We start from the raw sequence: 14,606 nt of genomic DNA, 5'->3' as shown, positions 1-14,606 counted from the left end.
TTTTCGAGATGAGTGATGGGCTTTGAAGATATTAGTCGCAACGCTTGCCAATGGCTAAAGTGATGGCCATCTCTAATAAGGAATACGTCATGAGTCCGGTCGAGCTGTTGAGTCATTGGTCGTTTGGCGGTGTGGACTGGCTGGTGATAGGCGTGGCGATTGCCCTGGCGTATATCGTGTTCGGCATTGCAGGCTTTGGTACCGCATTGGTGGCGGGGCCGATCCTGATTCTGTTCATGCCGCTGTCGAAGATCATCCCCTTGCTGGTGCTGCTGGATTTTGTCGCGGCCTTCGGCAACCTTCTGCAATCGCGCCGGGATGTGGTGAAACCGGAGTTGTTCAGGCTACTGCCGTGCATGGCGATTGGCTGCACCCTTGGGGTGATCTTCCTGCTCAACCTGCACTCTGATTTATTGCTGCTGTTGATGGGGCTGTTTATCAGCGCCTATGCGATCTACAGCCTGGCGGTGAAGGCCAAGCCCACGCAGATGGCAGCCGGCTGGGCGATTCCCATGGGGGTTGTCGGCGGGCTGTTTGGCGCGTTGTTCGGCAGTGGCGGCTTTCTGTATGCGATCTACCTCAACAGTCGATTGCCCAAGGATGGCGCGCGGGCGACCCAGAGTGCGTTGATCAGTTGCAGCACGGTGGTGCGCCTGAGCCTGTTTCTGATCGCGGGCGTGTATGCCGAGCTACCCTTGTTGATGTTGGCGGTGTGCCTGTTGCCGGCCATGGCGCTCGGGCTGTGGGCGGGGCGGCGGTTGACCCTGCGCATGTCCCGCGAGGCGTTTGTGCGGTTGGTGACCTGGCTGGTGCTGGCCAGTGGCATTGCCTTGATTGCCCGTTACTTGAGTACTTGACCTGATTGTTTCAGGGATTAAGCTGCCAGCCTTCAGGGCCTCTTCGCGAGCAAGCCCGCTCCCACATTTGGAACGCATTCCCCCTGTGGGAGCGGGCTTGCTCGCGAAGGCGCCAGTAGCCACGCCGCAGGACTCCCATGAATTCCCAAAGCATCCTTGTCCCGAAAATCTCCACGCTACCCGTCCACGAACCCCGCGCCCGGGCGATCGTGCGCTGGCTGGTGCGCAAGAACATCGTCAAGGAAGAACTCACCACCTGCGGGCGCACCGGCAACCGCATGGGCTATGCCCTGGCCGACGGTGCCCGCGCCGTGGTGCTGCACCCCGACGCGCTGCCGTTCAACGAGCCGATCAACGGCCTGGAGATCATCTACAAGCGCTGCATCTACACCCCGGCCAAAGGCTTCCTGGAAGAGGCCGGCTGTCCCGAGTGCCTCAAGGAAGTCGGCGAAGCCCTGTTCGAAAGCCTGGAAGACTGGATGCCCGGCCACACCGACAACTTCACCTGCCCGCTGTGTGGGCATGAAGACGACATCAATGGCTTCCTGTTCCTGCAGGAATGCGGCTTTTCCAACCTGGGATTCATCTTCAATAACTGGGCGGAGGCGGGGTTCAAGCAGAGTTTTATCGACGAATTTGCCGACTGGCTGGACCAGAAGATGAGTTGGGTCAAAGTCGAACTTTAATCCGATGTGATCGTTCCCACGCTCCCGCGTGGGAACGCTTCCCGTGACGCTTCGCGTCGCCCTGGCCAGGACGCGGAGCGTCCAAAGCGGCGTTCCCACGCAGAGCGTGGGAACGATCAGCGCTGCAAAAATCATCCATCTATCAGTATTACCAAGTTTGTCAGAGTTTTACATTGAACCCGAGGGGGTGTCTGACTATAATGGCGCGCTTCCATTTTCCCGCTCGGGAGCCCCCGCGATGCTGCGTATCAGCCAAGAAGCTCTGACATTCGACGACATTCTCCTAGTGCCCGGTTATTCCGAGGTGCTTCCTAACGAAGTCAGTCTCAAGACCCGCCTAACCCGTGGCATCGAGCTGAATATTCCTCTGGTTTCCGCTGCCATGGACACCGTCACTGAAGCCCGTTTGGCAATCGCCATGGCTCAGGAAGGCGGCATCGGCATCATCCACAAGAACATGACCATCGAGCAGCAAGCTGCCGAAGTTCGCAAGGTCAAGCGTTACGAAGCCGGTGTGGTCAAGGACCCGATCACCATCGAGGCCGATGCCACCGTTCGTGACCTGTTCGACCTGACCCGCCTGCACAACATCTCCGGCGTTCCGGTGCTGCACGATGGCGACCTGGTCGGCATCGTCACTTCCCGTGACGTGCGTTTCGAGAACCGTCTTGAAGTCACCGTCCGTGAAGTGATGACGCCTAAAGAGCGCCTCGTTACTGTCAAGGAAGGCGCCGACAAGAACGATGTGCGCGAGCTGCTGCACAAGCACCGCATCGAACGCGTACTGATCGTCGACGACAAATTCGCCCTCAAGGGCATGATGACCGTCAACGACATCGAAAAAGCCAAGGCTTACCCGCTGGCCAGCAAGGACGATCAGGGTCGTCTGCGCGTAGGCGCTGCGGTCGGTACCGGCAAAGACACCGGTGACCGTGTAGCGGCCCTGGTGGCTGCCGGTGTTGACGTGGTAGTGGTCGACACTGCCCACGGTCACTCCAAAGGCGTGATCGACCGCGTTCGCTGGGTCAAACAGAATTTCCCTGACGTGCAAGTGATCGGCGGCAACATTGCCACCGGCGCTGCCGCCAAGGCCCTGGCCGAAGCCGGTGCTGATGCGGTCAAGGTCGGTATCGGCCCTGGCTCGATCTGCACCACCCGTATCGTGGCCGGTGTAGGCGTGCCGCAAATCAGCGCCATCGCCAACGTCGCCGCGGCCCTTGAAGGCACTGGCGTACCGTTGATCGCCGACGGCGGCATCCGTTTCTCCGGTGACCTGTCCAAGGCCATCGTCGCCGGTGCTTCCTGCGTGATGATGGGCTCGATGTTCGCCGGTACTGAAGAAGCGCCGGGCGAGATCGAACTGTTCCAGGGTCGTTCGTACAAGGCTTACCGTGGCATGGGTTCCCTGGGCGCCATGTCCCAGGCTCAAGGCTCTTCCGACCGCTACTTCCAGGACTCCTCCGCGGGCGCCGAGAAGCTGGTACCGGAAGGCATTGAAGGGCGTGTTCCGTACAAGGGCACCCTGAGCGCCATCATCCATCAACTGATGGGCGGCCTGCGTTCCTCGATGGGCTACACCGGCAGCGCCGACATCGAAGAAATGCGCACCAAGCCTGAGTTCGTGCGGATCACCGGTGCCGGCATGGCCGAGTCCCACGTCCACGACGTACAGATCACCAAGGAAGCGCCAAACTACCGCGTAGGTTGATGCTTCCAGCAAATAGTTAAGTAACCGGGGCTGTCTTATTCAGCCCCGAGTTGTTTCTGATTCATTAGACGAGACTGATCTCATGGCCCTCGACATTCACGCCCACCGCATCCTGATCCTCGACTTCGGTTCCCAGTACACTCAGCTGATCGCCCGCCGCGTGCGTGAAATCGGCGTGTACTGCGAACTGCATCCGTTCGACATGGACGACGAAGCGATTCGCGAATTCGCTCCAAAAGGCGTCATTCTCGCCGGCGGCCCCGAGTCCGTGCACGAAGCCAACAGCCCGCGTTGCCCGCAGGCGGTGTTTGACCTGGGCGTGCCGGTCTTCGGTATCTGCTACGGCATGCAGACCATGGCCGAGCAACTGGGCGGCAAGGTTGAAGGTTCCGAGCTGCGTGAATTCGGTTACGCCCGTGTCGACGTGGTCGGCAAGAGCCGCCTGCTGGACGGCATCGAAGACCACATCGACGCCGACGGCCTGTTTGGCCTCGACGTATGGATGAGCCACGGTGACAAGGTCACCCGGATGCCGGAAGACTTCCACATCCTGGCCAGCACCCCGAGCTGCCCGATTGCCGGCATGTTCAACGACGAGCGCGGCTACTACGGCGTGCAGTTCCACCCGGAAGTGACCCACACCAAGCAAGGCGGTCGCATCCTGTCGCGCTTCATCCTCGACATCTGCCAGTGCGAAGCCCTGTGGACCCCGTCGAAGATCGCTGAAGACGCCATCGCCAACGTACGTGCCCAGGTCGGCACCGACAACGTCCTGCTGGGCCTGTCCGGCGGTGTTGACTCCTCCGTGGTTGCGGCGCTGCTGCACAAGGCCATCGGCGACCAACTGACCTGCGTCTTCGTCGACAACGGCCTGCTGCGCCTGCACGAAGGTGAGCAAGTGATGGCCATGTTCGCCGAGAACATGGGCGTCAAGGTGATCCGCGCCAACGCTGAAGATCAGTTCCTGAACAACCTGGCCGGCGAGTCCGACCCTGAGAAGAAGCGCAAGATCATCGGCCGCACCTTCATCGACGTATTCGATGCCCAGTCCAACAAACTGGACAACATCAAGTACCTCGCCCAGGGCACCATCTACCCGGACGTGATCGAATCGGCCGGCGCCAAGAGCGGCAAGGCCCACGTGATCAAGTCCCACCACAACGTGGGCGGCCTGCCTGAGGAAATGAACCTCAAGCTGGTAGAGCCACTGCGCGAACTGTTCAAGGACGAAGTCCGTCGTCTGGGCCTCGAACTCGGCCTGCCGTACGACATGGTCTACCGCCACCCATTCCCGGGCCCGGGCCTGGGCGTGCGGATCCTCGGTGAAGTGAAGAAGGAATACGCCGACCTGCTGCGTCGCGCCGACCACATCTTCATCGAAGAACTGCGCAAGGCCGACTGGTATCACAAGGTCAGCCAGGCGTTCGTAGTGTTCCAGCCGGTGAAATCGGTTGGCGTGGTTGGCGATGGCCGTCGTTACGCATGGGTTGTTGCCCTGCGTGCGGTGGAAACCATCGACTTCATGACCGCCCGTTGGGCACACCTGCCGTACGAACTGCTGGAGACGGTCAGCGGTCGTATCATCAATGAGATCGAAGGTATTTCGCGCGTGACTTATGACGTGTCGAGCAAGCCGCCGGCGACCATTGAGTGGGAATGATCCTGCCGTAGCAGGTGAGCGCTGAATAACAAAACCCCGGCCTGGTGCCGGGGTTTTGTGTTTCTGGAGTGTGGATATTTACGCGAGAGCTGCACTTGGTCGTTTACCCGAATAAAGATCTATTCAAGATGATTTGCATCGTATACGGTTCATATGTGTGATTTTATCTATTTGTGCATTGTATAGGATGCAGATAAATGGGCGACTTAGGAATACTCATCAAGAATCTCCGCAAAGCCGCAGGCCTGTCACAAAGCCAGCTTGCGCATCGGCATGGGATGAGTCGCGCAACCATTTCGGGGATTGAGAACAACACCGTCCCTGAAGTAGGGATTCGCAAGGTCGCAGCCATCCTTGAAGGCTTGGGGTACGAGCTGACCGCTATCCCCATGCGTCGGCGCAAGACCCTCGATGAACTGAAATCAGGAAACGTCCATGACTAGTCAAAGTGACCGGCTGTATATCGGCGCAGGTGGCGTGCCTGCCGGAACGCTTGGGCGGCGAGAAGAAAATCGGCGTGATTCGGTTTTTTCCTATCACGAGGGAGTCGCCGACGAGAACGCGATTTCCCTGACCATGCCGGTGCGTCTGGAAAGCTACAACTGGGAGTATGGAATCCACCCGGTCTTCGAGATGCACATCCCCGAGGGGCATCTCAAGGACGAGCTCGTGCGACGTTTCAGCAAGTCAGTGCGTGGCTTTGATGACTTCTCTTTGCTGGGCATTGTCGGTCCACACCAACTTGGCCGTATCAGTGTTGCCCATGAAGCGAGTGGCGAGCCGTTGCCTGAGGTCAAGCTCTCCGAGCTGTTGGTCTATGACGGGGCGCAAGAGCTGTTTGATGACCTTCTCAAAACCTACGCAGCCTACTCGGGGGTGTCGGGCGTTCAACCGAAAGTGCTGGTGCGCGACGCAGGCGATAGGCCTCCCGACGTTGAGCGTTTCACTCATCGAGGCGCCACGCATCTGGTTAAGGCGTTCAACGACTCAGACTTTCCGCAACTGGCAGCCAATGAGTTTTTCTGCATGCGGGCCGCACTCCATTGTGGTCTTGAAGTACCTGAATTCCATCTCAGCCAGCAGGGAACGCTCCTGGTGGTGAAGCGGTTCGACATCGGTGAAAGCGCCTACCTCGGATTTGAGGACATGTGCGTTCTATCGGGTTGGGGAACCGCGAAGAAGTACGACGGCAGTTATCAGGGATGCGCGAAGCTGATCCGGTCTTTTGTCACGCCAAGCCGCATAACCAGGACGCTGGAAGACTTCTTCATGATGGTGGGACTCTCTGCCGGTATCCAGAATGGTGACGGGCACCTCAAGAACTTCGGCCTGCTTTATGAAAATTGTGCAGAAGATGCTGACGTGTGGCTCGCCCCGGCTTACGACCTGGTGACCACCACCGTGTACAACGGCAACGACATCATGGGGCTGTTGCTCGGTGGCTCGAAAGCCTGGCCAAAGCGCAAGATGCTGGTTCAGTTCGGGCGTAGCTCATGCGGTTTGACAGAGGCGCGCTGCAACGAATTGCTAGCCAGAGTGCACCAGGGTATGAGTCGCGCTATGGAGGAGCTTTCCGAGTATCGAAGCGTCCACCCAGCGTTCGACGAGGTGGGGGGAAAGATGGTCGCTGCATGGAATGCCGGGCTGGCCAGGAGCATTGTGCCGGAGTGATTTGCCCGACTGACGACGCCGGGCTTTTCGAGGACTCGCCAAGTCGTTTCTTTGTTTACCGCCGCGCAATATCCGAAAAGTAAAACTTATCCAGCGTATGCCGCGACTCGGTGTACTCGAACTGCCGTCCATCCTGCAAAAACGTCTGGTTGCTCACCACGATCACATGGCTCTGACCTTCGAGGTCCAGGTGTGTCTGATCGTCCTTTCCCCGTGGCAGCGCTTCGATGGTGCGCTGGGCATAGCTGATCTGCAGCTGCAAGGTCTGTTCGATAAACGCATAGATCGACTGCTCGGCAATCTCCCGATTCAGCCCCGGTATCAGGTCGGCGACGAAGTGGTTGATGTCGAGGATCACCCGTTTGCCGTCGATCCGCCGCACCCGTTTGACCCGGGTAATCAGGCTGCCAGCTTCGGCCTCAATGTGTTGCATCAACGGGCCTTCCAGCGGGAACTGGCTGAACTCCACCACTTCGGTACTGACGTCGTCGCCGAGGGCGGCGTGGGTCTCGCGAAAGCTGACGATACCGCCGAGCTGGAACTCGATGGGGTTGGGTGACAGCACGAAGGTGCCCTTGCCGTGGATCTTTTGCGCGAACCCACGCTCCTGCAATTGCTCGATCGCCCGGCGTACCGTGCCACGGCTGGCCTGGTAGGCGTCCATCAGTTCGGTTTCGGAGGGCAGGCGCGTGCCGCGTTGCAGGCGTTCGGTGGTGATGCTGGCAAGCAGATCGGTATAGATCTGGTTGTATTTACTCATGGGGAAGGGCTCTGTGCCGCGTTGGCGTTCAAGGCAGGAACCTTAGTGGCAGCGATGGGGTTTGTCCATGCAACCCATTGTAGAACTCGGAAATTTCTGACTCAAAAAACAGAAAATTAATCATTTTCAAACTCGTACATACGAGTTATTGCTTTAACTCGTACAGACGAGTACTTTTGGCTTCGGCGTGCTGCCTATGACCGCCCAATAAAAAAAACCAGAGTGGATACCAAGCATGAGCCACGACTATCCGAATATTGCCCGCGAGATTCTCAAGAACCTTGGCGGCAGCGACAACCTTGAGCAAGCTGCCCACTGCGTGACCCGCTTGCGCCTGGCCCTCAAGGACCCGAGCCTGGCCAACAGCAGCGAGCTGAACCAGGTCGACCTGGTCAAGGGTTCGTTCTTCACCGGCGGCCTGTTCCAGATCGTGATCGGCCCCGGCGAAGTGGAAAAGGTCTACGCCGCCCTGCGTGAGCAAACGGGCCTCGCCGCGTCGACCATCGCGGACGTGAAACAGAAAAGCGCCGACAAGATAAACCCGATGCAGCGCCTGGTGCGGGTGTTCTCCGATGTGTTCATGCCGATTTTGCCGGCGCTGATCATTGCCGGTTTGCTCATGGGGGTGAACAACCTGATGGGCGCCAAGGGCATGTTCATCGCGGACAAGACCTTGCTCGACGCCTATCCGAACCTGGATGGCCTGTGGAGCCTGATCAACCTGATGGCCAACACCTCGTTCGTGTTCCTGCCGGCACTGGTGGGCTGGTCGGCGGCCAAGCGCTTTGGTGGCAGTGAAATCCTCGGCATTGTCCTCGGCCTGATGCTGGTGCACCCCGATCTGCTCAACGCCTGGAACTACGGCAAGGCGGTCGCCGGCCTCGACGGCCAGAGCCTGCCGTACTTCGATATTTTCGGCTGGTTCAAGATCGAGAAGGTCGGCTACCAGGGCCAGATCCTGCCGATCCTGCTGGCCGCCTACGTGATGAGCGTGATTGAGAAATGGCTGCGGGCACGGGTGCCGAATGCCATTCAGTTGCTGGTGGTGCCGATCACTACCATCGTCGTCACCGGCGTACTGGCGCTGGCGATCATCGGCCCGGTGACCCGCCACCTCGGCATCCTGATCACCGAAGGCGTGGTCACCCTGTTTGACCTGGCGCCGATGGTCGGCGGCGCAATCTTCGGCCTGCTGTATGCACCGCTGGTGATCACCGGCATGCACCACATGTTCCTCGCCGTGGACCTGCAACTGATCTCCACCCAAGGCGGCACCTTTATCTGGCCGATGATCGTCATGTCCAACCTGGCCCAGGGCAGCGCGGCGCTCGGCGTGTTCTACATGAGCCGCAATGCACGGGACAAGAGCATGGCGTCCACCTCGGCGATTTCCGCCTACTTCGGCATCACCGAGCCGGCGATGTTCGGGGTCAACCTGCGCTTCAAGTTTCCGTTCTACGCGGCGCTGACCGGCTCGGCGCTGGGCAGTATTTTCCTCTCGCTGAACAAGGTGCAGGCCTCGGCCATCGGCGTCGGTGGCTTGCCCGGGTTCATCTCGATCATCCCGCAGTACATCCCAAGTTTTGTCATCGGCATGGTCGTCGCGATTGTCGTGCCGTTTGTTTTGACCTGTGTGTTGAGCATGAAAATTGTCCGGCCCGGATACCGGGTCGCCTGATCTACCGCTATCGCAGGCAAGCCAGCTCCCACAGTTGATCGCATTTCCAGATTGAAGGAACCCGTCATGCAAAACTGGCAACATTCGGTGATCTACCAGATCTACCCAAAAAGCTTCCACAGCCACGCGGGTAACGCCACCGGTGACCTGCTGGGCATCGTGGACAAGCTCGATTACCTGAAGTGGCTGGGCGTCGATTGCCTGTGGATCACCCCGTTCCTGCGCTCGCCGCAACGCGACAACGGCTACGACATCAGTGACTACTACGCCATCGACCCGAGCTACGGGACCATGGCCGATTGCGACTTGCTGATCAGCGAAGCCGCCAAGCGCGGCATCACGCTGATGCTCGACATCGTGGTCAACCACACTTCCATCGAACACGAGTGGTTCCAGCAGGCCCGCAGCAGCCTCGACAACCCGTACCGCGACTTCTACATCTGGCGCGACCAGCCGAACAACTGGGAGTCCAAGTTCGGCGGCTCGGCCTGGGAATACGAGGCGCAGACCGGCCAGTACTTCCTGCACCTGTTCGACCACACCCAGGCCGACCTGAACTGGGACAACCCCAAGGTGCGCGCCGAAGTGTTCAAGCTGATGCGCTTCTGGCGCGACAAGGGCGTGGGCGGTTTCCGCCTGGACGTGATCAACCTGATCTCCAAGCCGGCGGATTTTCCGGAAGACAACAGCGACGGTCGGCGCTTCTACACCGACGGCCCGAACGTGCATGAATACCTGAAGGAAATGCACCGCGAAGTGTTCGAGGGGCATGACCTGATCAACGTCGGCGAGATGTCGTCCACCAGCCTTGAGCACTGCATTCGTTATTCGAATCCACAGTCGAAAGAGCTGTCGATGACCTTCAACTTTCACCACCTGAAAGTCGACTATCCGAACCTGCAGAAGTGGGTCGCGGCCGACTTCGACTTCCTGCAACTCAAGCAGATTCTGTCCGACTGGCAACTCGGCATGCAGGCCGGTGGCGGCTGGAATGCGCTGTTCTGGTGTAACCACGACCAGCCGCGGGTGGTCTCGCGTTTTGGTGACGACGGCGAGCACCGCGTGGTCTCGGCGAAGATGCTCGCCACTGCGCTGCACTTCCTCCAGGGCACGCCTTTCGTGTACCAGGGCGAAGAGCTGGGGATGACCAATCCGGGCTTCGACACCATCGACCAATACCGGGATGTCGAGACGCTGAACATCTATCGGCTCAAACGCGAGGCCGGTGAGTCCGAGGCATCGAGCATGGCGGCGATCATGCAGAAGTCCCGCGATAACAGCCGCACACCGATGCAATGGAATGCCGAGCAAAACGCTGGCTTCAGTCGCGGCGAACCGTGGATCGGCATCCCGGCCAACGCCGCGCAGATCAACGTGCAAAGCGAGCTGGATGACCCGCAATCGGTACTGCATCACTACCGTGCGCTGATCAAGCTGCGTCGGCATGAGCCGCTGATTCAGGAAGGCGTTTATCGCCAACTGCTGCCACAGCACACCCAGGTCTGGGCGTACCTGCGCGAAGGCCACGGCGAACGCCTGCTGGTGCTGAACAACTTCTACGGCACGCCATGCCAGATCGAACTGCCCGATGGCCTGCTGACGGCGGCGAGTGAGCAACGCCTGCTGATCAGCAACTACGACGACTGCCCACAGCGCTCGAGCCAGGTCTCGCTGCGCCCGTATGAATCGTTTGTGCTGCATCTCAAGGACTGAGACCCGCTTTACCCCCGGCGTGGGAGAGCCGGGGCGCTTAAAAAAACATAATAAAAATATCGGAGTGCTTCATGAAAACAACAATAAAGCTGGGCCTCGTTGCATCCTGCCTGACCTTGCCGATGGCAGCCCAGGCGTTGGAATTTGCCGGCTACTTGCGTAGCGGTGCGGGGACTTCAACCGGCAGTGGCAAGCAGCAGTGCTTCCAGTTGCCGGGTGCACAATCCAAATACCGCCTGGGCAACGAGTGCGAGCAGTACGCCGAACTCGAATTGCGCCAGGACCTGCTGACCCTCGACGACGGCTCGGTGTTCAGCGTCGACGCCATGGCTTCGCTGTACAACAAGTACGACCGGGCGCTGAAGTTCCAGGGCGAAGACAACGGCTCGGCACGCATGCCGCAGATGTACGCGCAGTGGTCGAACATCCCCAGCCTCAACGGCGGTTCGCTGTGGGCCGGCCGGCGCTACTACAAACGAAACGATATCCATATCTCCGACTTCTACTACTGGAACCAGAGCGCCACGGGTGGCGGTATCGAGGACGTGAAAATCGGCGACCTGAAATACAGCTACGCACTTTCCCGCAAGGACAACCTGTACCAGAAGGAATACGCCACCCGTCACGACTTTAACGTGGCCGGGTTCAAGACCAACCCCGGCGGCGAGCTGGAACTGGGCTTGAGCTATATCGAAAAAGCCGGTGGCCGTGACACCAACAGCGGCTGGGCCATTACCGCCCAGCATGTGCAGAAACCCTTCCTCGGCGGGCGCAACAAATTTGCCCTGCAGTACGGCGAAGGCCCCGGCACCGGCCTCGGTTATACCGGCGATACCTTCCTCGATAAAAGCAGCAAGAGCTACCGCGCAGTGGAGTTCTTCGACTGGCAAGTGACGCCACGGTTTGGCGGGCAGATCGAGGCCGTGTACCAGAAGGATATTCGCCCGGGCAGCCAGGATCAGACCTGGATGTCGCTGGGCGTGCGCCCGGCCTATGCGATTTCCGAACAGTTCAAGCTGGTCACCGAACTCGGTCATGATCAGGTCGAGGCTACCGGTGGCACGCGCAAGCTGAGCAAATTTACGTTCGCCCCGACCTGGTCGCCCAAAGGCCCGGATTTCTGGGCACGACCGGAAGTGCGCTTGTATTACACCTACGCGACCTGGAACGAAGCGGCCAAGCGTGCGGCCAATGAACTGGCGGCAGGTTCGGCGTTGTCCGACACCGGCAGTTATGGCTCGGCGTTGCATGGCTCCAACTTTGGTGTGCAGGTTGAGTACTGGTGGAAATAAGCCGTCGATGCCCAATGATTTTTACAGAACCAAACAGCAGGTGAAGTCATGACCACAACCCAATCCCTGGAATTGCTGGCGCCATTGTCCGGGGTGCTGCTCGCCCTGGACCAGGTGCCTGATCCGGTGTTCTCCAGTCGCCTGATCGGCGATGGCCTGTGCATCGATCCGACCTCGCAGACCCTCTGCGCGCCACTGGCCGGGGTGATCAGCAATATCCAGGACAGTGGTCATGCGGTGAGCATCACCGATGACAACGGCGTCCAGGTGCTGATGCACATCGGCCTGGACACCGTGAACCTGGCGGGCAAGGGTTTCACCCGATTGGTCGAGGAAGGCCAGCGGGTGGAAGCCGGGCAACCGCTGATTGAATTTGATGCCGACTACGTGGCGCTCAATGCCCGTAGTTTGCTGACCCTGATGCTGGTGGTCAGTGGCGAGCCCTTTAAGCTGCTGACGCCCGAGCAGGGCCTGGTAGACGTGGGGCAGCCACTGCTGCGAGTCACGCCGCAAGCCGTTGCCGACGAGGTGAAAGACGAGGAGGGTGACGCCCTGTTCTCCAGGCCACTGACCTTGCCCAACGCCAACGGCCTGCATGCGCGCCCGGCGGCGGTGCTGGCGCAGGCGGCCAAAGGCTTCAAGGCGAGTATTTACCTGCACAAGCAAACCGAAAGCGCCAACGCCAAGTCGCTGGTACGGATCATGGCATTGCAGACGGTGCAGGGTGACACCTTGCAAGTCAGCGCGGCCGGCGAGGATGCCGAAGCGGCGATCCAGGCGCTGGTGACCTTGCTGGCCGAAGGCTGCGGTGAAACCGTCGCGGCTCCTCAACCTGGTGCTGCACCCGTGGCGCCTGATTCATCGGCGACCTTGCTGCGCGGCGTGTGCGCCTCGCCCGGTTCGGCGTTTGGCCAGGTGGTGCAGGTCAAGGAGCCGGCACTGACGTTCGTAGAGACCGGCAAAGGTGAAGCGCTGGAACGTGCGGCCCTGACCCATGCCCTGAACAACGCCAATCAGGCGCTGCAAGCCCTGCAGGAAAAGGCCGTCGGCACTGCCCAGTCTGAGATCTTCCGCGCCCATCAGGAGTTGCTGGACGACCCGGCCCTGCTGGAACAAACCCGCGACCTGCTGGACCAGGGCAAGAGCGCGGCCTTCGCCTGGAACAGCGCCACCGAGGCCACCGCCACGCTCTTCCAGGGCCTGGGCAACGCCTTGCTGGCCGAGCGCGCTGCCGACCTGGCAGACGTTGGCCAGCGGGTGCTGAAATTGATCCTCGGGGTTCAGGACAGCGCCTGGGATTTGCCGGAGCAGGCAATCCTGATTGCCGAACAACTGACTCCCTCGCAAACCGCCAGCCTCGACACGCGCAAGGTGCTGGGTTTTGTGACGGTGGGCGGCGGCGCTACCAGCCACGTCGCCATTCTCGCCCGCGCCCTTGGCTTGCCGGCCATCTGCGGGGTGCCGGCGCAGGTGCTGGAACTGGCCAACGGCAAGCAAGTGCTGCTGGATGCCGACAAGGGCGAGTTGCACCTGGACCCGGACCTGGCCGAGATCGAACACTTGCAAGCCAGCCGCCAACAACAAGTGCTGCGCCGCCAGCGGGAAGTGGAGCAGGCGTCGTTGCCCGCTACGACCCGCGACGGTCATCATGTCGAAGTGACGGCCAACGTCGCATCGTTGCAGGAGGTGGAGCAGGCGTTGTCCCTGGGGGGCGAAGGCGTTGGTTTGCTGCGTTCCGAGTTCCTCTACCTGGACCGCAACCGCGCGCCGAGCCCCGAAGAGCAGGCGGGCACCTACAGCGCCATCGCCCGTGCATTGGGCCCGCAGCGCAATCTGGTGGTGCGCACCCTCGACGTTGGTGGCGACAAGCCGCTGGCCTATGTGCCGATGGACAGCGAGACCAACCCGTTCCTTGGCCTGCGCGGGATTCGCCTGTGCCTGGAGCGCCCGGAACTGTTGCGTGAACAATTCCGGGCGATTCTCGCCAGTGCCGGTTTCGCCCGGCTGCACATCATGTTGCCGATGGTCAGCCTGCTCTCGGAGCTGCGCCTGGCGCGGCAGATTCTTGAAGAGGAAGCGCTGGCCCTGGGGCTGACGGAACTGCCGAAGCTGGGAATCATGATCGAAGTGCCATCGGCGGCATTGATGGCCGATCTGTTTGCGCCGGAGGTGGATTTCTTCTCCATCGGCACCAACGACCTGACCCAATACACCCTGGCCATGGACCGCGATCACCCGCGCCTCGCCAGCCAGGCCGACAGCTTTCACCCGGCGGTGCTGCGCCTGATCGCCGCCACCGTCAAGGCGGCCCATGCCCATGGCAAGTGGGTCGGCGTGTGTGGGGCGTTGGCGTCTGAAGCGCTGGCAGTGCCGGTGCTGATCGGGCTGGGGGTGGATGAGTTGTCAGTCAGCGTGCCGCTGATCCCGACCATCAAGGCTACCGTGCGCGAGCTGGACCTGGCGGACTGCCAGTCCATCGCCCGCCAGGTGCTGGGCCTGGAAGAAGCGTCGCAGGTTCGCGAGGCCTTGCGCCTGTATCACGCGGCTACCGTTGAAACCTCATTGGTTGTGGAGAACTGAC

Annotated in this window: 11 protein-coding genes; 10 read left to right on the top strand and 1 reads right to left on the bottom strand. The window is 60.3% G+C overall.

Annotated elements, in window-relative coordinates:
* Positions 1-89 precede the first annotated feature (89 nt).
* The 6 genes from HX805_RS05245 (at position 90) to HX805_RS05220 (ending at position 6,582) form a co-directional block, all read left to right on the top strand.
* A complete protein-coding gene (locus HX805_RS05245) occupies positions 90-857 on the top strand; it encodes a sulfite exporter TauE/SafE family protein (RefSeq protein ID WP_003209649.1) in 768 nt (255 codons plus the stop codon).
* A gap of 137 nt (positions 858-994) precedes the next feature.
* Positions 995-1,543, top strand: a complete 549-nt coding sequence (locus HX805_RS05240; RefSeq protein WP_003209647.1) for a hypothetical protein — start codon at positions 995-997, stop codon at positions 1,541-1,543.
* A 238-nt stretch (positions 1,544-1,781) separates the two neighbouring features.
* Positions 1,782-3,251 (top strand): IMP dehydrogenase, encoded by a 1,470-nt coding sequence (guaB, locus tag HX805_RS05235; protein WP_003209646.1) that lies wholly within the window; start codon positions 1,782-1,784, stop codon positions 3,249-3,251.
* A gap of 82 nt (positions 3,252-3,333) precedes the next feature.
* On the top strand, positions 3,334-4,911 hold the full coding sequence (gene guaA, locus HX805_RS05230; protein ID WP_003209644.1) for a glutamine-hydrolyzing GMP synthase: 1,578 nt from the start codon (positions 3,334-3,336) through the stop codon (positions 4,909-4,911).
* Positions 4,912-5,108: 197 nt separating this feature from the next.
* Positions 5,109-5,354 carry a helix-turn-helix transcriptional regulator gene (locus tag HX805_RS05225; RefSeq protein WP_003209640.1) on the top strand — a complete coding sequence of 82 codons (246 nt, stop codon included), beginning with the start codon at positions 5,109-5,111 and terminating at the stop codon, positions 5,352-5,354.
* Positions 5,347-6,582, top strand: a complete 1,236-nt coding sequence (locus HX805_RS05220) for a type II toxin-antitoxin system HipA family toxin (RefSeq protein ID WP_177116666.1) — start codon at positions 5,347-5,349, stop codon at positions 6,580-6,582. The genes HX805_RS05225 and HX805_RS05220 overlap by 8 nt, the downstream gene beginning before the upstream one ends.
* Before the next feature lie 55 nt (positions 6,583-6,637).
* Here the strand turns inward: HX805_RS05220 and treR are convergent, their stop codons facing one another.
* Positions 6,638-7,342 carry a trehalose operon repressor gene (gene treR / locus HX805_RS05215; protein ID WP_102368193.1) on the bottom strand — a complete coding sequence of 235 codons (705 nt, stop codon included), beginning with the start codon at positions 7,340-7,342 and terminating at the stop codon, positions 6,638-6,640.
* 235 nt (positions 7,343-7,577) lie between these two features.
* Here treR and treP point away from each other — a divergent pair, with 235 nt between their 5' ends.
* The 4 genes from treP (at position 7,578) to ptsP (ending at position 14,605) form a co-directional block, all read left to right on the top strand.
* The gene (gene treP, locus HX805_RS05210) at positions 7,578-9,020 is read left to right on the top strand and encodes a PTS system trehalose-specific EIIBC component (protein ID WP_177021404.1); all 1,443 of its coding nucleotides are present in this window, start codon (positions 7,578-7,580) and stop codon (positions 9,018-9,020) included.
* Between the two features lie 66 nt (positions 9,021-9,086).
* Positions 9,087-10,733 carry an alpha,alpha-phosphotrehalase gene (treC, locus tag HX805_RS05205; protein WP_003209630.1) on the top strand — a complete coding sequence of 549 codons (1,647 nt, stop codon included), beginning with the start codon at positions 9,087-9,089 and terminating at the stop codon, positions 10,731-10,733.
* A gap of 71 nt (positions 10,734-10,804) precedes the next feature.
* Positions 10,805-12,025, top strand: a complete 1,221-nt coding sequence (locus HX805_RS05200) for a carbohydrate porin (protein WP_087695126.1) — start codon at positions 10,805-10,807, stop codon at positions 12,023-12,025.
* Positions 12,026-12,073: 48 nt separating this feature from the next.
* On the top strand, positions 12,074-14,605 hold the full coding sequence (gene ptsP / locus HX805_RS05195; RefSeq protein WP_177116665.1) for a phosphoenolpyruvate--protein phosphotransferase: 2,532 nt from the start codon (positions 12,074-12,076) through the stop codon (positions 14,603-14,605).
* The last annotated feature ends 1 nt before the right edge of the window (position 14,606 follow it).

The organism is Pseudomonas sp. G5001 (genome assembly GCF_013385475.1).
In the GTDB taxonomy this organism is placed as follows: Bacteria; Pseudomonadota; Gammaproteobacteria; order Pseudomonadales; family Pseudomonadaceae; genus Aquipseudomonas.
Note: the sequence above shows the minus strand (reverse complement) of the source record. Positions and strands in the feature narration are given on the sequence as shown.

Coding starts and splice junctions, on each gene's coding strand:
- HX805_RS05245 (WP_003209649.1), top strand. CDS start 90: ATGAGTCCGGTCGAGCTGTTGAGTCATTGGTCGTTTGGCGGTGTGGAC.
- HX805_RS05240 (WP_003209647.1), top strand. CDS start 995: ATGAATTCCCAAAGCATCCTTGTCCCGAAAATCTCCACGCTACCCGTC.
- guaB (WP_003209646.1), top strand. CDS start 1,782: ATGCTGCGTATCAGCCAAGAAGCTCTGACATTCGACGACATTCTCCTA.
- guaA (WP_003209644.1), top strand. CDS start 3,334: ATGGCCCTCGACATTCACGCCCACCGCATCCTGATCCTCGACTTCGGT.
- HX805_RS05225 (WP_003209640.1), top strand. CDS start 5,109: ATGGGCGACTTAGGAATACTCATCAAGAATCTCCGCAAAGCCGCAGGC.
- HX805_RS05220 (WP_177116666.1), top strand. CDS start 5,347: ATGACTAGTCAAAGTGACCGGCTGTATATCGGCGCAGGTGGCGTGCCT.
- treR (WP_102368193.1), bottom strand. CDS start 7,342: ATGAGTAAATACAACCAGATCTATACCGATCTGCTTGCCAGCATCACC.
- treP (WP_177021404.1), top strand. CDS start 7,578: ATGAGCCACGACTATCCGAATATTGCCCGCGAGATTCTCAAGAACCTT.
- treC (WP_003209630.1), top strand. CDS start 9,087: ATGCAAAACTGGCAACATTCGGTGATCTACCAGATCTACCCAAAAAGC.
- HX805_RS05200 (WP_087695126.1), top strand. CDS start 10,805: ATGAAAACAACAATAAAGCTGGGCCTCGTTGCATCCTGCCTGACCTTG.
- ptsP (WP_177116665.1), top strand. CDS start 12,074: ATGACCACAACCCAATCCCTGGAATTGCTGGCGCCATTGTCCGGGGTG.